This window comes from Methylorubrum rhodinum, from assembly GCF_014199935.1.
Lineage (GTDB): Bacteria > Pseudomonadota > Alphaproteobacteria > Rhizobiales > Beijerinckiaceae > Methylobacterium > Methylobacterium rhodinum.
The window spans coordinates 1-25,167 of record NZ_JACHOP010000004.1; the positions used below are offsets into that span (position 1 = coordinate 1).

A 25,167-nucleotide genomic window follows, 5' to 3' on the forward strand; every position below is an offset into this window, starting at 1 on the left:
ACGTCGACGCAGATCACCTCGTGGCCGAAATCGGCGAAGCAGGCCCCCGACACCAGGCCGACATAGCCCGACCCAATCATCGCTATCCGCATCGACGCCTCCGCAGCCCGGTTCGTTGCCGCAGGCCCATGCTGCGCCGCACCGTCCTAGTGCCGTTTGCGACCGTGATGCAATCGCCGGGGAGGGACCGGCCGCGGTCGAATGCTCCCGGCGCATGGCCCGCGGCCGGCCGCGGGCGCATTCCCGGACGGGACGTGCTAGCTCGGTTCCGTTCCGGGACGGCATGCATCGGCCGTCGACGTGCGGGAGAGTTCGGGACGATGGGGAACGAGGCGGCGAAGTCCGAGCGGGACGAGAAATCCGAGCGGGCGGGTGCGTTCTGGGACAAGTGGGAGACGTGGAAGGCGGCGCAGCCGCCGCGCATCCGCTGGAACGAGTCGGCGGAGATCGTGCGCCACGTCAACCGGCGCGTCTGCGGCCGGCCCGTCGACGGCTTCAACCAGGGCCTGATCGAGCGCTTCAGGGAGATGGCGGGGCCGAACCTTCCGCTCGCGCGGGCCGTCTCCGTCGGCTGCGGCAACGGCGGCAAGGAGATGACGCTGCTGCAGCAGGGCCTCGTCGGCCATTTCGACCTCTACGACGTCTCGAAGGCCTCGCTCGATTTCGGGGCCGAGCTCGCCGCGCAGCGGAAGCTCGTCCAGCGCACGACCTTCATCCACGGCGACGCCTTCGCGCACCCGGCGGACGGCCGCTACGATCTCGTGTTCTGGGACAACGCGCTCCACCACATGTTCGATGCCCGCGCCGCCTTGCGCTGGAGCTTCGACGCGCTGCGTCCCGGCGGCTGGTTCGTGATGAACGACTTCGTCGGCGCCGACCGCTTTCAGTTTCCCTGGACCGCGCTCGCGCTGGTGCGGGCGGTGCGCACGCTCCTGCCCGCGCGCTACCGCCGCAATCCGGCCGATCCGGCCAACCCCTACCGCCCCTACGTGCCGCGCCCGACGCTCGCCGAGATGGAGTACGACCCGAGCGAGGCCGCCGACAGCGAGGCGATCATCCCGGCGCTGCGCGAGACCTTCCCCGATGCCTGGATCAAGTCCGTCGGCGGCACGGTCTACCACCTCGCCCTCAACGACATCCTGACCAACATCCCCGACGGCAGCCCGCTGCTGGCGCGCCTGCTGCGGCTCGACGACCTCACCGACTTCATCCCGCATTTCGCCGTGGCGATCGCGCGCAAGCCCGCGAGCGGCTGAGCGCCGTCCCGGACCCTCGTCCTGGAAATCGGATCCGGGACGAGGGTGTCGGTCGTCGTGCCGCATCGGCTCTTTCCCAAAGCGGGAAACCACCTTTCGGAACGATGCCCTAAAGCCGGAAATGCGCCGAGGCTCGGGACAGGTTCGGATTGTAATAGGGGTCGGAGCGGAGTTCCGCCCCCCAGCGCTCGCGCATCACCCGCGATTCCGCCTCGAACCGGGCGCGCTTCTCGGGCGTGTCCTCGGGGCCCCGGCTCTTCGATTCGTGGTGGACCAGCCGGGCGAAGGGCGTCCAGACGTTGCGGTAGCCCGCCGCCCGCAGGCGCAGGCACAGGTCGACGTCGTTGAAGGCGACGGCGAGCGCCGCCGCGTCGAAGCCGCCGACCTGCGAGAACACCTCGGCGCGGATCGCGAGGCAGGCGCCGGTGACGGCGGAGACCTCCTGCGTCAGCTGCATCCGGGCGAAGTAGCCCGGCGCGGCGCCCGCGATCCCGAGATGGCTGTGCCCGGCGACGCCGCCGATGCCGAGCACGATGCCGCCGTGCTGGAGCGTGCCGTCGGGATAGAGCAGCTTGGCCCCGACCGCGCCGACATCGGGCTCGCACGCGATCGAGACGAGTTCGGCGAGCCAGCCCGGCTCCATCACCGCGATGTCGTTGTTGAGGAACAGCAGCACGCCGCCGCGCGCCGCCGCCGCGCCCCTGTTCGACAGATCGGAGAAGTTGAACGGGCCGGGCACCGGCAGGACCCGCAGGCGCGGCTCGGCGGCGTATCGGGCGAACAAGGCGGCGGTCGCCTCCTCGCGGCTGTCGTTGTCGACGACGATCGCCTCGAGGGCCGGGTAGTCCGTGCCGGAGAAAAGCCCGTCGAGGGCGACCGCGAGCAGCTCGGCCCGGTCGCGGGTCGGGATCACCACCGAGACGAGGGGAGCCGGCTCGGGCAAGGGCCGCACCAGCCGGTTGAAGCCCTGCGGTCCGCGCTCCGCCCGCGCCCCGCGCCGGGCCGCGACTTCCGCGAGCGCCCGCAGGCGCGCCTCCTCCGCCCGCGCCAGCGCCCGGTCCGAGAACGTGCCGGAGCCCGAAGCCGCGCGCCAATGGTAGAGCACCTTCGGGACGTGGCGGACTTCCCCGGGCGCGATGGTCTCGGTCAGGCGCAGCAGCAGGTCGTGGTCCTGGCTGCCCTCGAAGCCCGGCCTCAGCCCTCCGAGCGCGCGCAGCCGGTCGGTGCGGACCGCACAGAGATGGTTCACGTAGTTCTGGCCGTAGAGCAACTCGCGGTCGAAATCCGACTTGAAATGCGGCTCGAAGCGGCGTCCGCGGACATCGACCTTGTCCTCGTCGCTGTAGACCAGCACGAGGCCGGGATCGGCGCGTACTGCCCCGGCGACCTCGTAGAGCGCGGTCTCGGCGAGCAGGTCGTCGTGGTCGAGGAAGGCGCAGAATGCGCCGGAGGCGAGCGCGAGCGCATCGTTGGTCGCCCGCGCGATGTGGCCGTTCTCGACGCGCCGCATCATGCGGATGCGCGGCTCCTCCCCGGCATGGCGGGCGATCAGCCGGGGGATCGCCGGATCGGTCGAGGCGTCGTCGGCGATGCACAGTTCCCAGGCCGGATAGATCTGTCCGCGCACCGAGCGGATCGCCGCGTCGAGCACCCGGGGGTCGGGATCGTGCACCGGCATCAGCACCGAGACGAGGGGCGGCGCCTGCCAACCCGCGATCTCGGCGTCGATGCGGGCGCGCTCGGCGGGTTCGAGGCGGTCGAAGCGGGCGATCCAGCCCGCGTAGCCGGTCTCGGCCCGATGGGCGAGGGCCTGGGCGAGGAGGCCGCGGGCGCGCACCTTCAGGCCGAGCAGGCGCCAGGTGACGGCCCGCAGCGTCAATTCGGGCCGGCGCCGGGCCGCGTCGGCGATCAGCCGGAGGCGCGAGCGGCGCCGCAGGGTCAGGCCTTCGAGGGCGAACGGCGCGTGGCGCGAGAGCGCGGTGAAGCGCAGGGCGACCGTGCCCTCGGGCAGCCGCCCGGTCCAGGCGAAGCCGTCGCCGGCCGTCGGTTCCTCCGCGAGCGTCGTCGCGGCGGCCGCGCCCTCCGCCTTGCCGTCCGCCGTGACCTCCTGCGTCACGACGCTGACGAGGGCGCGGGGAATGCCGCCGCTGCCGACATCGCGCCACGCCAGCGTGACCCAGGCCCCGCCGAGGCGGCGGGCGGTCAGGTCGACCCGCAGGTCCCGCTCATCGGTTTCCGCGATCGGAAGCGACGGGCCGACACGCCGTGCGCCCACCCTCAGCTCTGCCAGCTCTTCGCGACGGAGGCGCGCACCGCGTCGCTGAGCACCATGTCGAACTCGATCCACTCCCGGAGGAAGCGCAGGCCGCGCAGGCGCTCGGCGAGTTCCAGCGTCCCGTTGGCGATCGGCAGCGGCAGCGGGATCGGCGCATCGATCTTGAGGTGATCGAAGACCGTGGCCATGAAGGCTTCGAAATAGTCGCGATGGCCGACGATGCCGATGCGTGCCAGGATCTCGACCGCGATGATGGAACTCGCCGGAAGGATGCGGTCGTCCGGCATGCGGGTGCTGAGCTGGCGGGTCAGCGGGTTGAAGAGCAGGTGGTAGGCCGGCTCCGGCAGCATCCGGAACAGGCGCTTGAGGCTCTTCACGTCGCCGTAGTCGTAATCGACCGTGAAGGCCGCGGCCTCGGCGAGCTTGCCCAGGCGCCAGCTCTGGTTCGGATCGGCGGCGATGCCGGCCCGCTCGCGCAGCCACGCGAGGCGGCTCGCCATTTCCACGTAGGGATCGTGCAGGAGCATCATCGTCACGGCGTTGCCCTGGACGAAATGGCCCTCGTAGCGCGGCAGGATCAGCGACCCCGCCATCAGGCACGAGGTCAGCGTCTCGGTGTCGAACATCGCCTGCAGGATCTCTTCCGGGAACCGGCCGATCCCGAAATAGCTCTGCTGGAAATGCGGGAAGAGCGCCGTCTGGATCACCGTTTCCGGGCGGATATGCGCCTCGATCAGCACCACCTTGGGCTTGACGAGGTTGCCCTTCGGCACGCGCCGATGGATCAGGACGTTGGTGTCGACGTCATAGATCTCCAGCCGCTCGATTTGGGCGAGGCCGGGGATGTGATCGTCGCGGACCTCGAAATGGCACTGCCCGGTGGCGTGCCAGCCGAACTCGACGAATTGCGGATCGGTATGGATCGCCGAGACCTCGGCCACGCGCCGTCCCTCGACGGTGACGTAGACGCGGCTGATCGCGACGGGATCGTCCGGGACCACCCAGCCGCGGATGATCGTCCCCTCGTCGGCCGAAAGCAGAAACCGCATCCTCGATCGTCGTCCCTTCGGAGCACACCGGCCGAGGGAGCCGCGCGGCTCCCGGACACGCCGCCGGCCGGCTTACCCGATTTTTTCTCCGGCGTGCAGCGCCGCCGCAGGCCCGATCGTTTGCCGCGAGAAAGCGCGACGGCCCGCTTGCGGAGCCATCGGGTCCAGGCTATAGCCGCGGCCTCGCAGGAGCCAAGCGCTTCTGCCCGGGCGCGTAGCTCAGCGGGAGAGCACTACCTTGACATGGTAGGGGTCACAGGTTCGATCCCTGTCGCGCCCACCATCCTGATTTTCCAGGATGCATGACGAATGCGAGGCTCCGGAAACGGGGCCTTTTTTCGTTTCGAAGGCTGCAGCGGAATCCCTCCGGAAGGCCTGGCTCCGGCCTCCCGCGGGTCGATCCGATCGGACCCGCGCGAGGCCGATCCCGGCGCACACGACATCTTGTGCATCGCCCGGGCCGATGCCGCCTTCGCAGGCTTGCCTCACCATGAGGCATTCTGCTTCAGAGCGCGGCAGTTCGTCCGGAGATCCGCCATGGTGTCGCTCTTCGCCCGAGGCCTGCCGTGCCTCGTGCTCCCACTTCTCGCCGCCTCGCCGAGCCTCGCGGCGGCGGGCGCGCCCGAGACCGGCAGCACGGCCTGGATCCTGACGGCCTCCGCGCTGGTCCTGTTCATGACCCTGCCGGGGCTGGCCCTGTTCTACGGCGGCCTCGTGCATGCGCGGAACGTGCTCTCCGTGCTGATGCAGTGCTTCGCCATCTGCTGCATCGCCTCGGTGCTGTGGGCGGTCTGCGGCTACAGCCTCGTCTTCGACGGCGACGGCGCGCTGATCGGCACGCTGAACAAGGCGTTCCTGGCCGGGCTCGAACCTTTGCGCGCCGGCACGGTGCTGCCCGAGACCGTTTTCGTCCTGTTCCAGATGACGTTTGCGGTCATCACCCCGGCGCTCATCATCGGGGCGATCCCGGAGCGCGTCGCCTTCCCCTTCGTCGCGCTGTTCTCCGCCCTGTGGCTGCTCCTCGTCTACGTGCCGGTGGCGCACTGGATCTGGGGCGGCGGCTGGCTCGCGGGGCTCGGCGCCCTCGATTTCGCCGGCGGCATCGTCGTCCACACCACGGCGGGCGTCTCCGCGCTCGTCCTGGCGATCCTGATCGGCCGCCGCCGCGGCTTCCCCGGCACCCTCACGCCGCCCCACAACCCCGGCATGACCATGACCGGCGCCGGCATGCTCTGGGTCGGCTGGTTCGGCTTCAACGGCGGCAGCGCGCTCGCCGCCGATGCGAGCGCCGGCAACGCTATCCTGGTCACGCACCTGTCGGCGGCGGCGGGCGCCATGGCCTGGACCGCCGCCGAGTGGGTGAAGATCCGCAAGCCCACCTCGATCGGCATCGTCACCGGCTGCGTCGCCGGCCTCGCCACGATCACCCCGGCCGCGGGCTACGTCTCGCCCGCCGCGGGCCTCCTGATCGGCACCGCCGGCGGCCTCGTCTGCTTCTACGCGACGCTGTTCGTGAAGCACCGCCTCGTCATCGACGATTCGCTCGACGTCTTCGCCGTCCACGGCGTCGGCGGCATCCTGGGCTCGCTGCTGCTCGCGGTCTTCCTGCTGCCGGGCTTCGGCGGCATCGGGCTCGCCGAGGGGAGGACGGTCGCCGGACAGCTCGCGGTCCAGGCCCTGGCCGTCGCCGTCACGGCACTCTGGTCAGGCCTGCTGACCTTCGGGCTCGTGCGCGGCCTTGGCCGCGCCACCCCGCTTCGCGTCGACGTGGAGGCCGAGCATGACGGGCTCGATCTCGCGAGCCACGGCGAGCGCGCCTACGAGTTCAATCCGATGCGGTGAGGCTCCGCCCGGGAGGCAGCGCGCCCTCCCGGGCGAGCAGGTCGCGCTTGCGCTCGACGCCCCAGCGATAGCCCGACAGCGACCCGTCCGAGCGCACAACCCGGTGGCAGGGGATCGCCACTGCCAGCCGATTGGCGCCGCACGCCATGGCGACGGCGCGTACGGCGGCGGGCTCGCCGATGGCGCGGGCGATCTCGGCATAGGTCGCCGTCCGGCCCGGCGGAATCGCCCGCAGGGCCGTCCAGACCCGCTGCTGGAAGGCGGTGCCGCCGATGTCGAGCGGGAGGTCGAGGCCGCGGCCCGGCGCCTCGACGAAGCTGACGACCCGCGCGACCCAGGCCTCGAAGCCCGCGTCGCCGCCGATCAGCTCGGCCCTGGGAAAACGGTCCCGGAGGTCGCGGGCCAGCGCCTCGGGATTGTCGCCGAGCAGGATCGCGCAGACGCCGCGCTCGGTCGCCGCGACGAGGACCGTGCCAAGCGCGCAAGGGGCCACCGCGAAGCGGATGCGGGCGCCGATCCCGCCCTTGCGATAGGCCGACGGGCTCATGCCGAGCCGCTCGGCGGCTCCGGCATAGAACCGGCTCGGCGCCGCGTAGCCCGCCGCGTAGATCGCCTCCGTCACGCTCGCGGCCTCCTGCAGACCCGCCGCGGCCCGGTCCGCCCGCCGGGCCGTGGCGTAGGCCTTGGGGGTGATCCCGGTCGCTTCGCGGAAGACGCGGTGGAAGTGGAACGGGCTGAGGCCGACCGCCTGCGCCAGCGCATAGAGCGACGGCGGGGTCTCGGCCGCCTCGATCAGGCGGCAGGCGCGGGCGACCGCTTCGGCGTGCCGCTCGGTTCGCGACGGCGCGTTCGGTCGGCAGCGCAGGCACGGGCGGAAGCCCGCCGCCTCGGCCTCGGCGCAGGTGGCGTGGAAGGTGACGTTCTCCGGCTTCGGCCGGCGCGCCGCGCAGCTCGGGCGGCAATACACGCCGGTGGTGCGCACGGCGTAGACGAAGCGGCCGTCCGCCAGAGGATCGCGCGCGGCGAGGGCCGTCCAGCGGGCGTCGTCGCCTGGACGGGGAAGAATGTCGATCGCGGTGCTCCGCATGGCGGCGTCTCCCGGTTCCGGTGGCGGGGCGCGCGGCGGCGTCCCTGCCCGGATCTCCCTTGCGCCGTCCGGGCCGCACCCGCACCCCGCTTCTTGCCCGGCAATTCTCCGAAGTCGACCCGGCGATCGGTCGTCATCCACCACGGGCGGCGTCGCCAGGACGATGCAAGTCACCTCCACTCTGTCGCCGACGACGCGGACAGCAGCGAGGAGACCTGCATAAAAATGCAGTTACTCTCCTCAAAATCCCTCCTTCATGCGCAGAACGCATATCCAGAATGTGGCGTGTGGCATACCAGATACAGGTCGACGGTGGCATTGATCTCGCAACGCAACATGCATCGAACGGGAAGCCACCGATGATCGCCCTCCTCGTCGTCACCGCCGCCGCCGCCAACATCGCGCTGGTCATCGCCATGGCCGACCGGCTGACCCCGGCGAACGACGCGACCGTCGCGGGCGGTCGCTTCGATCCGGCCGAGAGCGGCGCCAGCTTCGCGGCCAAGCTCGCCGCCTGAGACGGTTCGGACAAACGAAAAGGCCCCGCCGTTTCCGGCGGGGCCTCCTCAGGGTTCGGATCGTGAGGATCAGGCGGTGGCGAGCGTCGGAGCGCGGGCCATGCGGGCCTCGTTGGCGGCGTGGTGCTGCTTCAGCATCGGCCGCAGGACGGCGATGGCGAGGAAGGCCGCGATGAGGTCCATGATCGCCACGGTGTAGAGCACGGTCGCCCAGGTGCCGGTCGCCTGCATCAGGATGTTGCCGACCGGGACGAACAGGGCGGCCAGGCCCTTGGCGCAGTACAGCACGCCGTAAATCTTGCCGATGTGCTTCGAGCCGAAGGTGTCCGCGGCGGTGGCCGAGAAGAGCGAGTACACCTCACCCCAGGCCAGGAACACGATGCCCGAGAGGATCACGAAGGCCCAGGGGTTCGAGCCGAAGTAACCCAGGGCGACGATGCCGATGCCTTCCATCGAGAAGGCGATGAACATCGTCTTCTCGCGGCCGATGCGGTCGGAGATGAAGCCGAACAGCGGACGCGAGATGCCGTTCATGATGCGGTCGAGCATCAGGGCGAAGGGCAGGGCGGCCATGGCGAAGAAGTACAGGTTCACCTGGAAGTTCTTCACGCCCAGGTCCTGCGCGATCACGCCGAGCTGCGCCACCGCCATCAGGCCGCCGGTCACCGTGCAGGTGAACATGAGCAGCATGACCCAGAACACCGGCGTCGAGAGCGCCTCGCCGAGCGTGTAGTCGCGGCGGCTCTGCAGCACCTTGCTGGAGAACTTCACCTCTTCGTTCTTCGGACCGCGCATGAAGATCGACGCGGCGATGATGACGGCGCCCTGGATCAGGCCGAAGACGAAGAACGCCTGGGAGTAGTTGCCCGCGTCGATCATCTTGGCGATCGGCAGGATGGTCAGGGCCGAGCCGGCGCCGTAGCCGCCCGCCGTGAGGCCGACCGCGAGACCGCGCTTGTCCGGGAACCACTTGAGGGCGTTGTTGATGCAGGTGGCGTAGACGCAGCCGACGCCGATGCCGCCGATGACGGAGCCGAGGTAGAAGCCCGACAGCGAGGTCGCGTAGGAGTTCACCACCCAGGCCAGCCCGGTCATGAGGCCGCCGAACATCACGACCTTGCTCGGGCCGTACTTGTCGATGAAATATCCTTCGATCGGCGTCAGCCAGGTCTGGACGATGACGAAGATCGTGAACGCGACCTGGATCGCCGCGCGATCCCAGCCGAAGGTCTTCTGGATCTCAGGAACGAAGAGCGTCCAGGCGTATTGGATGTTGGCCGCAGCCACCATGCAGGCGACGCCGAGGACGATCTGCAACCAGCGATTCGATGATGTGACGGGTCTATCTGGGGCGATAGAGGACGTAGCCATAGGCGCTCTCCCTCGATCAGGCTTCGACACTTCCGGCCTGACTCGTTTGACGTGATGAACTTTCGCCGCACTTGGTTCGGCTGCCAAGGTCCAGGTCCAGCGAGGGATGCCCCCATGGCCGCCGTGGCATGCATTATTTGGTATACCAGAGGAGGGGGCAAGCGAAATAATTCCGAGCGACACACGAATTTGTGCGGATTAAATGATGTGCTCGTTCGTGTGAATCGGTGTCCGATCCGGCTCGATCCCTCCTTTCCCCTAGGTAAATGTCGGGAGCGGACCGCGGGGTCGTCTGGATGGATGATGCAAAATAATCTGTGACGGCCGAGGAGACGGCAAATTTAATTGAGTGCTGTATCAAGAATTTTCCTGCTGATTCCGCCGTGCGGAGCGCCACTGTTTCGCGAGCGATCATCCGGATCCGCATCCTGTACGCGTAGCGTGGGTCTCGATCCGATCCGGCGTCCTGCCTCCGCCGATTGCGAATCGAGCCGCAAAGGCTCGGGTCGCAGGATCGTCGCTGGGCGCGAAGTCCGTGCGATCCCGCGGCGACGCGATGATGCCTCCCCGCCGATCGACCGAAATCATCGGGATTAGACGGCGGGGTGGTCCGTTGATCCTATTGTTCCGTCTCGGACGGGACGAATCTCCAAACTCAGCCCGCTCCGGTGCAAGCCGTGGCGGGCTTTTCTCGTTGGGCCGCCTCGGCACAGCTTTCCGTGCGGGCCCGCTTCGGGCTTCGGCGCGACGGATGAACGGCGGATCATCCTCGAGTATTACGGTATCATGATACCTTGATACGCAAATCCCTCGATTTGCTGCGGTTTTTCACGATTTCACCGCGTGGAAGTGCCTTGACGCGGCGGCGAAACCTCCGTAATGCCGGTCCCGTACGCCGCTGCGTCGTCCACGACGCGGCGGCGCCTTGTTTCCAACGTCACCGGCACGGGAATCGGCCATGAAGACCACTTCGCTGAAGCCCGCCGACGTCGACAAGAAGTGGGTCGTGATCGACGCCGAGGGCCTGGTTGTGGGCCGTCTCGCTTCGATCGTGGCGATGCGCCTGCGCGGCAAGCACAAGGCCGCCTACACGCCCCACGTCGATTGCGGCGACAACGTCATCGTCATCAACGCGGACAAGGTGAAGTTCACCGGCCGCAAGTACGACCAGAAGGTCTACTACCACCACACCGGCTATCCGGGCGGCATCAAGGAGCGCTCGGCGAAGTTCATCCTCGAAGGCCGCTTCCCCGAGCGCGTCGTCGAAAAGGCCGTGGAGCGCATGCTCCCGCGCGGCCCGCTCTTCCGCCAGATCCTCGGCAATCTGCGCGTCTACAAGGGCGGCGCGCACCCGCACGAGGCCCAGCAGCCGCAGGCGCTCGACGTCGGCTCCCTCAACCGCAAGAACGTGAGCGCTTGATCATGGCGACCCTTCAGTCCCTCGCCGACCTCAATCGGGCGAACACCCAGACGAGCAACCCCGAGAACGAGGCGCCCGTCCACGTCCAGAAGCTGGACGCCCAGGGCCGTGCCTACGCCACCGGCAAGCGCAAGGACGCGGTCGCCCGCGTCTGGATCAAGCCCGGCAACGGCACCGTCGTGGTCAACGGCCGCGCGGTCGAGACGTACTTCGCCCGTCCGGTGCTGCGCATGATCCTGCGCCAGCCGCTGGAGATCGCCGGCCGCGTCGATCAGTACGACATCACCGTCACGGTGAAGGGCGGCGGCCTCTCCGGTCAGGCCGGCGCGGTGCGCCACGGCCTGTCCAAGGCGCTGACCTACTATGAGCCGGAGCTGCGCTCGCCGCTCAAGCGCGAGGGCTTCCTCACCCGCGACCCGCGCGTGGTCGAGCGCAAGAAGTACGGCCGCAAGAAGGCCCGCCGCAGCTTCCAGTTCTCGAAGCGCTGAGAGCGGTTCGGATCGCTGTTTTTGGAGAGGGCGGGGCCGCGAGGCTCCGCCCTTTCTCGTTTCGTGCCAGTAAGCGGCGCGAAGGAGCAGAGCATGAGCAAGCGCCCGACCGCCGCGCCCCCGGGCGACCGCCGCGCCATGGTCGCCGCCGCACTGGAGCGGCTCGCCCCGCGCATGCCGGACTTCGAGGCGGAAACCGTGCTCGACCGGGCGATGCGCAGTCCCGGCCTGCGCCTCGCCCTGCCGGAGAACGCGGCGTGGCTCGCGCTCACCGCCTTCGCCCGCCACGCCTTCACCGATTACGACGACCTGCTCGCCGAGGGCTACGACCGCGACAGCGCCCGCCACTTCGTCCTCGACCAGATGAACGCGACGCTCACCGAGTGGGGCAGCCGCCGCCTCGTCTCGGAAGAGGACGAGGCGGAGGACGGCGTTGCCGAATCGTGAGGGGAGGGCGTGCCCCGGCGCGCTTGCCCGGACGCGCCCGCTGGGGCAGGGAGGCCGCATCCCACCCAGGAGAAGCGGATTCCGATGAAGCTCAGCGCGCGCAACGTCCTCAAGGGCAAGGTCGTCTCGGTCGAGAAGGGCGCGACCACCGCCCACGTGAAGATCGAGATCGCCAGCGGCCAGACCGTCACCTCGGCCATCACCAACGAATCGGTCGATGCCCTCGGCCTGAAGGTCGGCTCCGAGGCCTACGCGGTGATCAAGAGCTCCGACGTCATCATCGCCGTCGACTGAGGCTCACCCCTTCAGGCTCAGCACGATGCCGTGCCCGGCGCTGGCGCCGGGCGCGAGCCGACGCTGCGAATCGCGCTCCGCCAGCTCTCCGTTGAAGCCCGCCCAATCGGCATGGCCGGTCCAGGCTTCGAGGGACAGGAACGGCGCGGTCGGTCGCGTCCACACGGCGAGATGCGGAAAATCCTCCACCCGCATCGCGATTGTCCGGCCGCCCGGCGCGACGAAGCGGAGCGCCCGGCTCCTGGCGTTCAAGAACACCAGCGCCTCGGTGAACAGGGCCGGGTCGAGATCGAGCCGCGCTCCGTCGAGCGGCAGTTCCCGCTGCGAGCGCACCAGCAGCCCGCCCTCGCCGACCTCCGGCACGAACGGCCGCTCCGGCGCCTCGAACGCCACGGCATAGCCGCCGCCGGCCCGCCGCTCGCCCCCGGCGAAGGGCCAGGGAAAGGCCGGATGGAAGCCGAGCGCGTAGGGCAGGGGCATCTCGCCCGGGTTGGTTACGACGAGATCGAAGGCGAGGCGGCGGGGCGCGACCCGCGCGGTCACGTCGAGCCGGAAACCGAACGGGTAATGCGCCCGCGTGCCGGCATCGTCCTCGAGCCTCAGCGTCACCGCGTCGTCCGTCCGCGCGACGACCGTGAAGGGCAGATCGCGGGCGAAGCCGTGCTGGGCCATGGGGTAGGATTGGCCGCCGACCCGGACCTTGCCGCCCGCCGAGGCGCCGACCACCGGGAAGAGCCAGGGCGCGTGCCGGTTCCAGTGCTCCGGATCGCCGTTCCAGATGTAGTCGCAGCCCTCGACCTGCCAGGAGACCGGCTCGGCCCCGGTCGGCGCGATCCGCGCCGTCGTGCCGTCCTCGGCCCGGATCTCGATCGTCTCGCCCATGTCCGCCCCTTGCGTCGATGGACGATCGATAGCGGGGTGGGAACGGATCGACTACCCGTCCGAGCCTGGGGACGGCGCAGCGCTCCGCTCCGCCAGCTCCGGGATCACCCGTTCCGGCGGCCCTGACGCGACGATGCGGCCGGCCTCCAGCACGTGGACGGTGTCGGCCCGGCGCAGCGACGAAAGGCGGTGGGCGATCATGATGATGGTGCGGGTGCCGGCCAGCGCGCCGAGCGCCCCCATCACCGCCGCCTCGGTCTCGCCGTCGAGCGCGCTGGTGGCCTCGTCGAACACGATCACGTCGGGATCGTGGTAGAGCGCGCGGGCGATGCCGATGCGCTGGCGCTGACCGCCGCTGAGCCGGGCGCCCCGCTCGCCGACGCCGGTGGCGTAACCCTCGGGCAGGGCCGCCACGACCTCGTGGATGCCGGCGAGCCGCGCCGCGCGCTCGACCGCCGCCGGGTCGATCCGCTCCGGGGTCAGGCCGAGCGCGATGTTCTCGGCCACCGTGCCGTCGATCAGGAACACGTCCTGCGGCACGTAGCCGATCCGGTTCTGCCAGGCCGGCAGGGTGTCGGGCCCGAGCGGCACGCCGTCGATCAGGATGTGCCCTCGCGTCGGCGTCAGGATGCCGAGGATCAGGCCGACGAGGGTCGACTTGCCCGAGCCGGTGCGGCCGACGAGGCCGACCGTGGCGTGGGCCGGAATCGTCAGGTCGATGCCGTGGAGCGTCGGGCGACCGGGCTCGTAATCGAAGGCGACGCCCTCCAGCCGGATTGCCTCGGCGAAGGGAAGGCGCTCCGCCGTGCGGGGTCTGGGCGGCCGCTCGCCGTCGAGGGCATCGACGATCAGGCGCACGCCGGCCAGCGAGAAGCGCAGCAGCGCGACCGAGTTGAAGATGTTCTGGAAGGCCGGCAGCATGCGGTAGCCGGCAAACGCGAAAAGGCCCAGCAGCGGAAGCATGCCCGCCGTGGCGATCCCCTGCGTCAGCGCGAACAGCACCACCGCGATCACGCCGCCGAAGGCCAGGGCCTCGATGACGAAGCGCGGAAGCTGGCCGGTGAGCAGGCTCTCGGCGAGGGCGCGCGCGTGGCTGCGGGCCGGCGCGTCGAAGCCCGCCGAGAAATGCTCGGCCCGGCCGTAGAGCTTGAGTTCGGTCAGCGCCCCGAACGTCTCGTGCACCACCCGGTAGCGCCCCTCGTTGCCCGAGACGGCCCGCGCCCCGAGCCGGGTGAGGCGCGCCCGCACCACGAGGTAGCTCAGGACGTAGAGGCTGCCGAAGCCGCCGCCGAGGATCAGCGCCACCCGCGGCTGGTAGGCGATCAGGAAGGCGATGACGGCGAGCGCAGAGGTGCCGCGCGAGGCGATCACCAGGGCCGGCGTCAGCACGCCGAGGACGAGGCGGTCGGTCTCGGACAGGACGTTCTTGGCCAGTTCCGCGCTGTTGGCGCGGGCGAAGAACAGCCGCTCGCGATCGACGTAGCGGGCGAGCAGCCGCCGGGCGAAATCATAGCCGACCAAGTGGGCGAACAGAAGCTGCGCGAAGGCGAGCCCGGCATTGACCGCGCTGGTGAGCAGGATGGCACCGAGCGCCGCGAAGCCGGTGACGAGGAGGAAGGCGCGCTCGTCGGCGAGCCCCAGCGCCTCCCGTACCCCCGCCAGCATCGGCACCCTAGTCGCCGCCGCCGGATCGCCGACCAGCGTCAGGAACGGGATGACCGAGGCGATGCCGACGACTTCGAGGAGCGCGGCGATCCCGAGGCCGAGCCCGAGCCACGCGAGGCGGCTGCGGTCGCGCGGACGCATCACCCGCAGGAGATCGAGGAGGGTCCGCAAAAGGGCACCGAGCGAGGGGCGGGCGGGCCGACGCCCGATCAAAACCGTTTTAAAACAAACGGTTAGGCATTTCGAAGCGGGGCTTGTAGCATCCGTCCGAAACCCTGTCGACCGCTTTCCGGGCCGCCGCCCCGCGCGTCACGGATGAACCCGAGGCCCTCCCGCCTGTTCGACAGGGACGACCCGCCCCTCCGCACGAGCGCCCGAAGACATCCATGCCGGCCCCGATCCCCTTCGACAACAGCTACGCCCGGCTGCCCGCCGGCTTCCATGCGCGCCTCGCGCCGACGCCGGTGGCGGGGCCACGGCTGATCCGGGTCAACCGGGCGCTGGCCGAAGAACTGCGCATCGATCCCGACTGGCTCGCCGGGCCGGACGGCGTGGCGGTGCTCGCGGGCAACGCCGTGGCGGAGGGCTCGGAGCCGCTGGCGGCGGCCTATGCCGGGCATCAGTTCGGCAACTTCGTGCCGCAGCTCGGCGACGGCCGGGCGATCCTGCTCGGCGAGGTGATCGACCGCCACGGGCGCCGCCGCGACATCCAACTCAAGGGCTCCGGGCCGACGCCGTTCTCGCGCATGGGCGACGGCCGGGCCGCGATGGGGCCGGTCCTGCGCGAATACCTCGTCAGCGAGGCGATGGCCGCGCTCGGAATCCCGACGACGCGGGCGCTCGCCGCGGTCGCGACCGGCGAGCCGGTGATCCGCGAGACGGTGCTGCCCGGCGCCATCGTCACCCGCGTGGCATCGAGCCATATCCGGGTCGGCAGCTTCCAGTTCTTCGCCGCCCGCGGCGACACGGACGGCCTGATCACGCTCGCCGACCACGTCGTCGCCCGCCACTATCCCGAGCTGGAGGGGCGCGAGGACCGCGCCCGCGCCCTGATCGAGGCGGTCACCGTACGCCAAGCGGAGCTGGTGGCGCGCTGGCTCCTCGTCGGCTTCGTCCACGGGGTGATGAACACCGACAACATGTCGGTGGCGGGCGAGACGATCGATTACGGGCCTTGCGCCTTTCTCGACGCCTACGACGCCCGCACGGTCTTCAGCTCGATCGACCGCAACGGGCGCTACGCCTACGGCCAGCAGCCGCGCATCGCGCTCTGGAACCTCACCCGCTTCGCCGAGACCCTGCTGCCGCTATTGGACGACGACGAGGATGCGGCGGTGAAGCAGGCCGAGGCCGCGCTCGCTGGCTTCGGCCCCCGCTTCGACGCCGCCTATCGCGGCGGGCTCGCGCGCAAGCTTGGGCTGTCGGAGTTGCGCGAGGGCGATGCGGAGCTGGCCGGCGACCTCCTGCGCGTGATGGCCGAGAACCAGGCCGACCATACGCTCACCTTCCGCCGCCTCTGCGCGGCGGCCGAGAACTCGGACGGCGACGGCCCCGTGCGGGACGGCTTCGTCGATCCCACCGCCTACGACGCCTGGGCGGCGCGCTGGCGCACCCGCCTCGCCGACGACCCCCGGAGCGCGGCCGAGCGCGCGGCGGCGATGCGCAGCGTCAATCCGGCCTTCATCCCGCGCAACCACCGGGTCGAGGAGATGATCGAGGCGGCGATCGAGCGGGACGATTTTTCGCCGTTCGAGACGATGCTCGCCGTGCTGTCGCGCCCCTACGACGACCAGCCCGAGCACGCCCGCTACACCGAGGCGCCGGAGAACGGCGGCGTCGGCTACCGGACCTTCTGCGGCACGTAGTAGTTTGGGGACAACAATTGTTCTGTTGAACGGAGGGGCCCGGCGTCGCGTTTCTTCAGTCCGCGACGGCACGACACTCGGGCCGCTCCGGTTCCGCGCGAGTTGCCGCCTTGTCCTCCACCCCGCTTCATCTGGTCCCCTCTCCCGTCGAGGCCGCGAGCGACGACGCCTTTCCCCATGTCGCGATCAACCGGCTTCGCCGGGAAGGCCGGCTGTCCGCGCCCCTGCCGGTCGCGCTCGGCGGCGAGGGCCTGAGCGAGCCCGAGCAGGTCGGCGCCCTGCGCCGGCTCCTCACCGAGACCGGCCGCGACAGCCTCCCCGTCGGGCGGCTCTTCGAGGGCCACGTCAACGCGCTGGCCCTGGTGCTGCGCTACGCCGACCCCGGCACGCGCGAGGCCCTGGCCCGCGACGCGCGCGACGGTCACCTGTTCGGCGTGTGGAACACCGAGCCGAAGGAGAACGGGCTGACGCTGGACGCCGTCGGACGGCTTCACGGCGCCAAGAGCTTCGCCTCCGGAGCGGGCTTCGTCACCCGTCCCCTCGTCACCGCGCGGATGCCCGACGGCCGCAGCCTGATGCTGGTGATGCGCCTCAAGGCGGGCGAGCGCGCCGATCTCGGCGAATGGCGCGTCCACGGCATGCGCGCGACCGCCACCGGCACGGTCGATTTCTCCGGCCTGTCGCTCAGCGACGGTGCGGTGATCGGCGCACCCGACGACTATTCCCGCCAGCCCTTCTTCTTCGCCGGCGCGTGGCGCTTCCTCGCGGTACAGCTCGGCGGGATGGAGGCGGTGGTCGAGATCTTTCGCACCCATATGCGCGACACCGGCCGGGGCGGCGATCCGCATCAGCAGGCCCGGTTCGGCCGCAGCCTGATCGCGCTCGAATCCTGCCGCCTGCTCGTCGCGCGGGCGGCCGAGGTCGCCGCCGCCGAGGCGCTGGCGCCGGAGCGGGTCGTGGCCTGCGTCAACCTCGCCCGCGCCGCGATCGATCAGGCCGGGCTCGACGTGCTGACCCTGGCCCAGCGCTCGGTCGGCCTTGCGGGCTTCCTCGACGACCATCCGCTGGAAGCGCAGATGCGGGATCTCGCGACCTATCTGCGCCAGCCCGCTCCCGATTTCGCCCTCACCGGCATGGCCGCCCACGTGCTGGACGGGGACACGCCGCTGCACGAACTCTGGCCGGAGGCTTGAGGGATGACCGGTCGCCACGTCCACACCCTGCCGGCGCGCTACTTCGTCGAACTCTACGCCTCGAATCCCGATCCCTGGCGTTTCACGTCGAGCGACTACGAGCGGGAGAAGTACGCCGCGACGCTGCAAGCCCTGCCTCGGGCGCGCTACGCCCGGGCGCTGGAGGTCGGCTGCTCCATCGGCGTCTTCACCCGCGAACTCGGGCAGCGTTGCTCCGGCCTCGTCGCGCTCGACGTCGCGCCCTCGGCGATCGAGGCCGCGCGCGAACGCTGCGCGGATCTGCCCCGGATCGATTTCCTCGTCGGCGCCGTGCCCGAAGTGTGGCCGGAGGGGCGGTTCGACCTGATCGTGCTGTCGGAAGTGCTCTACTTCCTCGACCGCGACGACCTCGCCCGCCTCGCGGCGAAGGTCGGGCGCAGCCTGACTTCGGGGGGCGAGTGCGTGCTGGTGCATTGGACCGGCGAGACCGATTACCCGCTCTCCGGCGACGAGGCGGTGGAGCGCTTCATCGAGGAAGCCTCGCCGTTCTGCCGCCCGCTGGCGCAGTGGCGCACCGAACAGTACCGCCTCGACGTGCTCCGGTTGGGCCATGAGGCGGGTTGACGGGTTCCGCCATCCGCTCTGGGTGCGCCTGACCCACTGGATCGGGGCCAGCGCCTTCCTCGCGCTCGCGGTCAGCGGCTTCGCGATCCTGCTGGCGCTGCCGCGCCTGTTCTGGGGCGAGACCGGTGCCAACGACGCCCCGGCCTGGATCGTCCTGCCGCTGCCGGTGAACCTCGAACAGACCGGCTGGGGCCGCAACCTCCACTTCCTCGCCGCCTGGATCTTCGTGCTGAGCGGGGCCGTCTACGCGCTCGCGGCGATCCTCTCGGGCCACCTGTTCCGCCGCCTCGCGCCCGACCGGGACCAGTTGCGCCCCGACAACCTCGCCCGCGAGCTGCGCGACCATCTCCACATCCGCCCCCCGACACCGGTCTCGGGCGGCGAGCGCTACAATGCGCTGCAGAAATTCGCCTATCTCGCCGTGCTGCTGGTGCTGGCGCCGGTGATGTTGTTGTCGGGGCTGACCATGTCGCCCGGCGTCACCGCGGCCTATCCGGAGCTGTTCACGCTGTTCGGCGGCCGGCAATCGGCCCGGACGATCCATTTCCTCGCCGCGAGCCTGCTCGTGGCCTTCCTCGTCGTGCATCTGTGGCAGGTCGTGGCCAACCGGCCCCTGCGGCTGCTGCGGGGCATGATCACCGGCCGCTCCGGCGGCAAGACGGAGAAGGCGTGATGGCCGACATCTCCCGGCGCGGGCTTCTTCTCGGCTCCTCGGCGCTCGGCCTCGCGCCCTGGCTCGGCGGATGCGAACTGATCGAGGGCGGCCCGAGCCGGCCCGGCCTCTACGGCCTGAGCGACACGCTGACGCTCGCGACGCAACGCTTCCTGCTGCGCGATCAGCCGCTCGCCCGCGAATTCCCGCCCGAGGCGATCTCGAAGATCTTCCCGACGATCAACACGACCGATCCGGACAATCCCGATTACCGCCGCTCCAAGGCGCAAGGCTTCGCCGACTGGCGCCTGCCGGTGAGCGGGCTCGTCGAGCGGCCCGGCTCGTTCTCGCTCGCCGAACTGAAGGCGATGCCCGCGCGCACCCAGGTGACGCTGCATTCCTGCGAGCAGGGCTGGTCGGCCATCGGCGGCTGGACCGGCGTGCCGCTCGCCCACGTGCTGGCGAGTTGCGGCCTGAAGCGCGAGGCGCGCTTCGTCGTGATCCGCTCGGTCGACGGCTGGTGGGACACCTACGACCTGTTCGACGCGCTCCACCCGCAGACGATCCTGGCCTACGGCATGAACGGCGGCGACCTGCCGGTCGCGCACGGCGCGCCGGTGCGCCTGCGGGTCGAGCGGCAACTCGGCTACAAATCGCTCAAGTACCTCGCGAGCATCGAGGCGACCGACCGGGTCTCGGGCCTCAGCCAGGGCCGCGGCAGCATGGTCTCCGAACTCGGCTTCTCGTGGTACGCGGGGATCTGACGAGGCCGGTTCGCGAGGCGGCAAAAAACCGGACGGCTGGATCACGAAGGGGGTTGAGTCCGGTCCGCCGTCCGCTTATAGAACCGCCCGTCGGCAACGGGCATCGCCCGCAGCGCAGACGCCGCCGAGACCTCCAGCGGTCGCGGCGAGATATGTTGGGGCCTTAGCTCAGCTGGGAGAGCGCTTCCATGGCATGGAAGAGGTCATCGGTTCGATCCCGTTAGGCTCCACCATCCTCCTCTCGTTGGAAAAATCATTCAACGATCTGAGTGCCCTAGGGCATGCAGCTTGGTGCTGAGCACCGAGCCGCGTACCGATCCTGCGGACCTCGACTTTCCTTCAGACCTATCGCGTCGCTTCACGGCCGGGATGGGCGGCCTGTCCGGTAGATTGAACGCCGTCTCCGCTGGCAACGATGCTGGAGCCTCGGAGAACGGCCTGGGCACGCCCAAAGGCTTCTTCTTCGGCCGCCTTCACCTGCCCCGTTGGGCCGAGCCTTCAAGACCCGGTACGGCTGAACGGACAGGTTTTTGCAGCTTCGGTTGAGCCGGTCACCATTCGCGAAGTGGACGAAGCCGAGGCCGTCGCCCTCCGGCACGAGGCGGGCAACGGGAACGCTCCCGGCCTTCGACGGACGGAGCGAGCTTCCTTTACCCGCGTCCACGCTCGGTGCTCCGATCATGCGGCAGCGCAGGCTTTCCCCGTCAGCAGCATGATGAGCGCATCATCGAGCTGGTCCGCTTCGGCCAGTTTCACACCGAAGCCATCCGAACCTGCATGGACCACCGAGCCGCGGCGTGCGCGGCCGTCTCCGAAGTCGATTGTCATCTTGCTCTCTGGCTGCAACTCCTCTCCGGGCAGGGACACCTTGGCGCCGCGTGAACTCACGTCTTCGAGCCGAGCCTCGAGTCGCTTGCCTGCGATGGTGACGCGGATCGTGGCACGCGATTGGAGCCGGGCACTGGAGCGACGCTCGGAGATCGCACGGACCACCTCTTCGAGGCGCGTACTGAACGCCCCGGCTTCTCCGAGCAGGTTCTCGGCGAATTGAGACAGCTCGGCCGCGAGGCGATCCGTTTCGCTGGCTGCCGCGGGCAGAGAACTCAGGTCAACGATCGCAGCCTGCGTGCGATCGGCGGAAGCCTGCACGGTCCGGTCGATCTCCGCGGTCGTGGCGCTCTGTTCCTCGACGGCGCTGGCGATCGCCGAGGCCGCTTCATTGATGGCGGTGATCGTCTCATCGATGCCGCCCATGGCTGCGAGCACATCGCTTGAGGCCGCGCGCAAGGCCTCGACCTGCTGGCCGATCTCGGCCGTGGCTCTCCCGGTCTGCTCGGCCAGCCCCTTCACTTCGCTTGCCACGACCGCAAAACCTCGACCTGCATTGCCCGCCCGTGCGGCCTCAATCGTCGCATTGAGTGCCAGCAGGTTCGTCTGCGCCGCGATCTGGCTGATCAGGTCCGTGACGCTGCCGATCCGCGCACTCGCCTGATCGAGGAGCAGCGCGAGCGAGCGAGCAGCGTGGACCTGTTGCTGGGCCTGCCGCACGACCGTGTTGGACTGCGTAGCCTGGGTCGCAATCTCCGCGATCGACGCCGACAGTTCCGTCACGGCGGCAGCCACGCCCGCGATGTCCGCAACCGATCCCTGCAGACCTTCGACGGACTGGTCGAGGTGCCTGCGGGTCGACCCGGCATGGCCGCGCACTTGGTTCGTCGACGTGCCCATCAAGCCGGCAAGCTCTTGGAAGCGCGTCATGGCGTGCTTTGTCGCCGAGGTGATCCGGTCCGAGATCTCCGTCATGTAGGCGACCCAGGCGTCCCGCTCGACGGCGCGATCAGCGTCAGCGACTGCCGCGATTTGGGCCGCGGTGCGGTCGCGATAATGCACGACGGCGCGGGCAAGCTCGGCAATTTCATCGCCGCCCTCGGCTTCCGGCACAGCGGCGGTGACATCTTGGTCGGCCAGAACTTGAATACGAAGGCCGAGATTCTTGAGCGCTCGCACGACCGACCGGCTCAGGAGCCATGCGATCAGGAAGGCCATGGCCGTTACGCTGAAGCCGACCGCACCCGCAACAAGCATGGCGCTGTAGAAACTCTCGATGCGAACCTTGAGGAGCCGATCGAGTTCGTCGGTGCTCGCCGTCTGGAGGCGATCGCTTGCCTTGATCGCCGCTGCCATGGTGTCCCGGAAGGCCACCATCTCTCTCGGTGTGCGGCGGCCGCCCTCCTGCGCCTGCATCAAGGCATCGGCTGCCGAGAACAGGGGCTTGTAGGCATCCTGAAAGTCTGCAAGCGGTTGAGCCAAGGCCTGCCTCGTCTCGCCCGCATTGGCCGCGAAGGCTTTGACAAGCGAACGCTCAACGACTTCGAAGCTCGCACGCACCTTGCCCAGATCGATGAGGGTCGCGGCATACTCCGCCTTCGAGAGACCTGTCTTCTCCTCCTGACTACGGGCACGTTCCAGAAGTTTCCAGCTCAGTTCGAGCATCTCCGGCAGCCGTACCACCGCCGCGTCCATGACGTAGAAGGAATCGAGATCGGGATCGAGCAGCAGATTCGAGCCGTCCCCGATCGCATCGATGAGAGCATGAGCGGCTGCGACCTGAGACGAGCGGTCGGAACCGGATAGGGCCTTGCCGAGATCATCCCTCGCCGCGGCAGACTTGTTCGCCTCGGCCAGGGCAAGGCCGGTAGCACGTTCGGCTTGGAGTTTCCGAGGATCGAGAGCCGCATCAGAGGCGACGGTCGCAGCGTCGAGCATGACAGGCCAGACGGCGCGGATTTGCGCGATCCCGAGCCTTTCGGCGTCGGCGAAATGCACACTGGTCATCGCCTGCTGCACATAGAGCGCGGCGAAGAGGCCGATGGGCAGGAAGAACAGGCTCACCGTGGCAATGAGTTTGCGACGGATCGTCAAGATCGTCTTCAACGATGGTCTCCAGCCTGTCCAATACTCGTCTGCGAGGATTATCTTTGCATGAATTTGCTGACTCGCTGTTAAAGTGCCGCTGATCGAATTGCCTATAATGAATGCAATGATCGAAAACGTTTCTTAAAATTCGCCCTAGAAACTGGCCAAAGACGTATTTCTGATTGCTTTTGTGCCATTTTCGGCTATTTTATCGACTCCCTAGAGAAAAGTCTTTCGTGATCACGTCTTTAGACCCGTGATCAATCGAATTGAAACGGACGTAAGGCTCTAAATTTCCGTATTGTTGGAATTTCTTTCTCTGGACCGATTATTTCTTGAGCAGAGAGCGCTCTAGTTGACAGCATATCTCTGCACGCCCGCCTTGCGCCGGTCTTCAGGCTAATTCGTATCGAATTTCCCGCAACCACGTCGCACTCTTGCCGAGTAACTGGATCGACAGCGTGCTCTCTACATTCACCGTGGGTTCGAAGCGGATGAGCTCAGATGGTGCTGAATGATGGCCTGCTGCCGGTTTCACGGACACTCGGTTCAGGTGTGACGGTCGAACCGGCAGCAGGCCAATCGGTTGACGACCGTGAGGCTGTCCGTGTGAAGGGAGCGCTTCAGGCGGGTGCCGAGCTTGGCTCGGAGGTCGCGAGGAAGGGCCAACGTCACCCGCCACGTCCCGCCGTTCTGCTCAAGGCAGCGTATGTCGGAGGATGACGGGCGGGGCATCGAAATGGCCTCTGCGTACCGAACTTCGTACCTCGAGTGCGCACGGCCATGTCACTGATGTGTCGCTCGTTTTTTCTCATCGATGGCTGAACGGGTCATCGGTTCGATCCCGTTGGGCCCCCCCATCCTCCGACACATCTCCGATCCGGAGAAAGCCGCCTCCGGGCGGCTTCTTCGTTTGCGACGGCACTCTGCCGCATCTCCGCATTGCACCCGGTACGATGGACCTTTGCGGTCCGGCGACGTATGGCGCTCCTCGATGGATGCGGCGACTCGGATGCTGACGGTGGGGCTCGCGATGGCCGGGGCGATGGCGTCGCCTGCCGGCGCGCAGGCCCAGGCGGCTCCGCAGGAGACGCCGCGCGAGACGCCAGACGAGGCCGGGGCGCGCGCGGTGATCGAGACCCTCAGCGCCCGCCTTCTCGCCGCGCCGAGCGCCACCGCCGTGCTGGAAGCGTGGTGCGCCGAGCGCGGCCTCGCGGTCGATCCCCGCATCGTCGCCGTGCGGGTCCCCGGCATCGACAAGGCGCCGAGCCCGCTCCAGCGCGAGCGGCTGGCGGTCGGGCCGGACGAGGTCGTGCGCTACCGCCGGGTCCGCCTCGCTTGCGGCCCGCACGTGCTGTCGGAGGCCGACAACTGGTACGTCCCCGGGCGGCTGACCCCTGAGATGAACGCGGCCCTCGACGGCACGCAGGCGCCGTTCGGCCGCGTCGTCCGCCCGCTGAACCCGAGCCGCCGCAACCTCTCGCTGCGCATGCTGTGGCGGCCGGGGGAGGGGACCGTTCCGGGCCCCGACGCGCCGCTCTTCTCGGTGGAGGCGGTGCTCTCCACCGGCGGCGTGCCGTTCTGCGAGGTGGCCGAGACCTATACCGGCGCGGTGTTGGCGCGGGGCGAACGCTGAAGGGCGCTCACCCGGCGTTGCGAGGCAGAAACCCCCAATTCCAGGAAATCAGAACGCCTGATCGACCCGGCGCCCCTCGCGGGCGAGCCGCAACAGGTTCTGGCCGTACTGGGTCTTGGCGAACAGCTCGCCGCGGGCCTGGAGCTGCTCCCGGCCGATGAAGCCCTGCAGGTAGGCGATCTCTTCCAGGCAGGCGACCTGCAGGCCCTGGCGGTGCTGGAGCACGCGCACGAACTCCGCCGCCTCCAGCAGGCTGTCGTGGGTGCCGGTGTCGAGCCACGCGTAGCCGCGGCTCATCCGCTCGACATGGAGCTGGCCGCGCTCGAGATAGGCCTGGTTGACGCTCGTGATCTCCAGCTCGCCCCGGTCGGACGGCGTCACGTCGGCGGCGATGTCGAGCACCTGATTGTCGTAGAAGTACAGGCCTGTCACCGCCCAGGGGCTCTCGGGCTGCGTGGGCTTCTCGACGAGGCGCACCGGGCGGCCCTCGTCGTCGAGGGTGACGACGCCGTAGGCCTCCGGATGGTCGACGTGGTAGGCGAACACCGTCGCCCCCGACTTGCGGGCGCGAGCCCGGCCGAGCAGGGCGCTCATGCCGTTGCCGAAGAACAGGTTGTCGCCCAGCACCAGCGCCACGTCGTCGGTGCCGACGAAGTCGCGGCCGATGATGAAGGCCTGGGCCAGTCCCTCCGGCCGCGGCTGCACCGCGTAGGTGAAGGTGACGCCGAACTGCTCCCCGGTGCCGAGCAGGCGCTGGTAGTTGCCCAGGTGTTCGGGCGAGGAGATGATCAGGATCTCGCGGATGCCGGCGAGCATCAGCACCGAGATCGGATAGTAGATCATCGGCTTGTCGTAGACCGGCAGGAGCTGCTTGTTGATCGCGAGCGTGGCCGGATGGAGCCTTGTGCCGGAGCCGCCGGCGAGCACGATGCCCTTCATCGAAA

Annotated in this window: 23 protein-coding genes and 2 tRNA genes; 15 read left to right on the top strand and 10 right to left on the bottom strand. The window is 69.2% G+C overall.

Annotation, left to right across the window (positions count from 1 at the left end):
• The coding region (locus tag HNR00_RS06085; protein ID WP_183566517.1) for a hypothetical protein at positions 1-92 on the bottom strand (92 nt) is incomplete at its 3' end.
• A gap of 228 nt (positions 93-320) precedes the next feature.
• On the opposite strand from HNR00_RS06085, the gene HNR00_RS06090 reads away from it, so the two are divergent.
• Positions 321-1,256, top strand: a complete 936-nt coding sequence (locus HNR00_RS06090) for a class I SAM-dependent methyltransferase (RefSeq protein ID WP_183566520.1) — start codon at positions 321-323, stop codon at positions 1,254-1,256.
• A 109-nt stretch (positions 1,257-1,365) separates the two neighbouring features.
• On the opposite strand, the gene HNR00_RS06095 is transcribed toward HNR00_RS06090, so the two are convergent.
• Together HNR00_RS06095 and HNR00_RS06100 are read right to left on the bottom strand one after the other, a co-directional pair.
• Positions 1,366-3,531, bottom strand: coding sequence for a glycosyltransferase family 2 protein (locus HNR00_RS06095; protein WP_312886007.1), 2,166 nt, complete (start codon positions 3,529-3,531; stop codon positions 1,366-1,368).
• A 2-nt stretch (positions 3,532-3,533) separates the two neighbouring features.
• A complete protein-coding gene (locus tag HNR00_RS06100; protein ID WP_183566523.1) occupies positions 3,534-4,580 on the bottom strand; it encodes a hypothetical protein in 1,047 nt (348 codons plus the stop codon).
• Between the two features lie 208 nt (positions 4,581-4,788).
• On the opposite strand from HNR00_RS06100, the gene HNR00_RS06105 reads away from it, so the two are divergent.
• Together HNR00_RS06105 and HNR00_RS06110 are read left to right on the top strand one after the other, a co-directional pair.
• A tRNA-Val gene (locus HNR00_RS06105) sits at positions 4,789-4,863 on the top strand.
• Between the two features lie 254 nt (positions 4,864-5,117).
• Positions 5,118-6,422 carry an ammonium transporter gene (locus HNR00_RS06110; protein ID WP_183566526.1) on the top strand — a complete coding sequence of 435 codons (1,305 nt, stop codon included), beginning with the start codon at positions 5,118-5,120 and terminating at the stop codon, positions 6,420-6,422.
• Here HNR00_RS06110 and ada read toward each other — a convergent pair.
• The gene (gene ada, locus HNR00_RS06115; RefSeq protein WP_183566530.1) at positions 6,406-7,509 is read right to left on the bottom strand and encodes a bifunctional DNA-binding transcriptional regulator/O6-methylguanine-DNA methyltransferase Ada; all 1,104 of its coding nucleotides are present in this window, start codon (positions 7,507-7,509) and stop codon (positions 6,406-6,408) included. The genes HNR00_RS06110 and ada overlap by 17 nt on opposite strands.
• Positions 7,510-7,868: 359 nt before the next feature.
• On the opposite strand from ada, the gene HNR00_RS06120 reads away from it, so the two are divergent.
• On the top strand, positions 7,869-8,027 hold the full coding sequence (locus tag HNR00_RS06120; RefSeq protein ID WP_183566532.1) for a hypothetical protein: 159 nt from the start codon (positions 7,869-7,871) through the stop codon (positions 8,025-8,027).
• A gap of 69 nt (positions 8,028-8,096) precedes the next feature.
• Here HNR00_RS06120 and oxlT read toward each other — a convergent pair whose 3' ends face one another.
• On the bottom strand, positions 8,097-9,398 hold the full coding sequence (oxlT, locus tag HNR00_RS06125) for an oxalate/formate MFS antiporter (protein ID WP_183566535.1): 1,302 nt from the start codon (positions 9,396-9,398) through the stop codon (positions 8,097-8,099).
• A gap of 958 nt (positions 9,399-10,356) precedes the next feature.
• Between oxlT and rplM the strand changes: the two genes are divergently transcribed.
• The 4 genes from rplM to HNR00_RS06145 all read left to right on the top strand — a co-directional run bounded on the left by rplM (position 10,357) and on the right by HNR00_RS06145 (position 12,047).
• On the top strand, positions 10,357-10,818 hold the full coding sequence (gene rplM / locus HNR00_RS06130; RefSeq protein WP_056245909.1) for a 50S ribosomal protein L13: 462 nt from the start codon (positions 10,357-10,359) through the stop codon (positions 10,816-10,818).
• Between the two features lie 2 nt (positions 10,819-10,820).
• A complete protein-coding gene (gene rpsI / locus HNR00_RS06135) occupies positions 10,821-11,306 on the top strand; it encodes a 30S ribosomal protein S9 (protein WP_056245912.1) in 486 nt (161 codons plus the stop codon).
• Between the two features lie 93 nt (positions 11,307-11,399).
• Positions 11,400-11,753: a DUF2293 domain-containing protein gene (locus HNR00_RS06140; protein WP_183566538.1), complete on the top strand. Its 354-nt coding sequence runs from the start codon at positions 11,400-11,402 to the stop codon at positions 11,751-11,753.
• Positions 11,754-11,837: 84 nt separating this feature from the next.
• Complete coding sequence (locus HNR00_RS06145) at positions 11,838-12,047, top strand: TOBE domain-containing protein (RefSeq protein WP_183566541.1); 210 nt, start codon at positions 11,838-11,840, stop codon at positions 12,045-12,047.
• Between the two features lie 3 nt (positions 12,048-12,050).
• On the opposite strand, the gene HNR00_RS06150 is transcribed toward HNR00_RS06145, so the two are convergent.
• Positions 12,051-12,929 (bottom strand): aldose 1-epimerase family protein, encoded by an 879-nt coding sequence (locus tag HNR00_RS06150; protein ID WP_183566544.1) that lies wholly within the window; start codon positions 12,927-12,929, stop codon positions 12,051-12,053.
• A gap of 51 nt (positions 12,930-12,980) precedes the next feature.
• Complete coding sequence (locus HNR00_RS06155) at positions 12,981-14,765, bottom strand: ABC transporter ATP-binding protein (protein ID WP_183566547.1); 1,785 nt, start codon at positions 14,763-14,765, stop codon at positions 12,981-12,983.
• A 215-nt stretch (positions 14,766-14,980) separates the two neighbouring features.
• Here HNR00_RS06155 and HNR00_RS06160 point away from each other — a divergent pair, with 215 nt between their 5' ends.
• From HNR00_RS06160 to HNR00_RS06185, 6 genes are all read left to right on the top strand, one after another.
• Positions 14,981-16,459, top strand: a complete 1,479-nt coding sequence (locus tag HNR00_RS06160) for a protein adenylyltransferase SelO (protein ID WP_183566549.1) — start codon at positions 14,981-14,983, stop codon at positions 16,457-16,459.
• A gap of 110 nt (positions 16,460-16,569) precedes the next feature.
• Entirely contained in the window at positions 16,570-17,652 is a 1,083-nt protein-coding gene (locus HNR00_RS06165; protein ID WP_210306335.1) for an acyl-CoA dehydrogenase family protein, read from the top strand.
• Between the two features lie 3 nt (positions 17,653-17,655).
• Entirely contained in the window at positions 17,656-18,255 is a 600-nt protein-coding gene (locus HNR00_RS06170) for a class I SAM-dependent DNA methyltransferase (protein WP_183566551.1), read from the top strand.
• Complete coding sequence (locus tag HNR00_RS06175) at positions 18,242-18,928, top strand: cytochrome b/b6 domain-containing protein (protein WP_183566554.1); 687 nt, start codon at positions 18,242-18,244, stop codon at positions 18,926-18,928. The genes HNR00_RS06170 and HNR00_RS06175 overlap by 14 nt, the downstream gene beginning before the upstream one ends.
• A complete protein-coding gene (locus HNR00_RS06180; RefSeq protein WP_183566557.1) occupies positions 18,928-19,671 on the top strand; it encodes a molybdopterin-dependent oxidoreductase in 744 nt (247 codons plus the stop codon). The genes HNR00_RS06175 and HNR00_RS06180 overlap by 1 nt, the downstream gene beginning before the upstream one ends.
• A gap of 157 nt (positions 19,672-19,828) precedes the next feature.
• A tRNA-Ala gene (locus tag HNR00_RS06185) sits at positions 19,829-19,904 on the top strand.
• Positions 19,905-20,349: 445 nt separating this feature from the next.
• Here the strand turns inward: HNR00_RS06185 and HNR00_RS06190 are convergent.
• Both HNR00_RS06190 and HNR00_RS26025 read right to left on the bottom strand, forming a co-directional pair.
• Positions 20,350-22,605 carry a methyl-accepting chemotaxis protein gene (locus HNR00_RS06190; RefSeq protein ID WP_183566560.1) on the bottom strand — a complete coding sequence of 752 codons (2,256 nt, stop codon included), beginning with the start codon at positions 22,603-22,605 and terminating at the stop codon, positions 20,350-20,352.
• Positions 22,606-23,136: 531 nt separating this feature from the next.
• Positions 23,137-23,322: a DUF6538 domain-containing protein gene (locus HNR00_RS26025; protein ID WP_376770358.1), complete on the bottom strand. Its 186-nt coding sequence runs from the start codon at positions 23,320-23,322 to the stop codon at positions 23,137-23,139.
• Positions 23,323-23,599: 277 nt separating this feature from the next.
• Between HNR00_RS26025 and HNR00_RS06195 the strand changes: the two genes are divergently transcribed.
• Positions 23,600-24,223: a hypothetical protein gene (locus tag HNR00_RS06195; RefSeq protein WP_183567341.1), complete on the top strand. Its 624-nt coding sequence runs from the start codon at positions 23,600-23,602 to the stop codon at positions 24,221-24,223.
• A gap of 48 nt (positions 24,224-24,271) precedes the next feature.
• Here the strand turns inward: HNR00_RS06195 and rfbA are convergent, their stop codons facing one another.
• Positions 24,272-25,162: a glucose-1-phosphate thymidylyltransferase RfbA gene (gene rfbA, locus HNR00_RS06200; protein ID WP_183566563.1), complete on the bottom strand. Its 891-nt coding sequence runs from the start codon at positions 25,160-25,162 to the stop codon at positions 24,272-24,274.
• Positions 25,163-25,167: the final 5 nt, after the last annotated feature.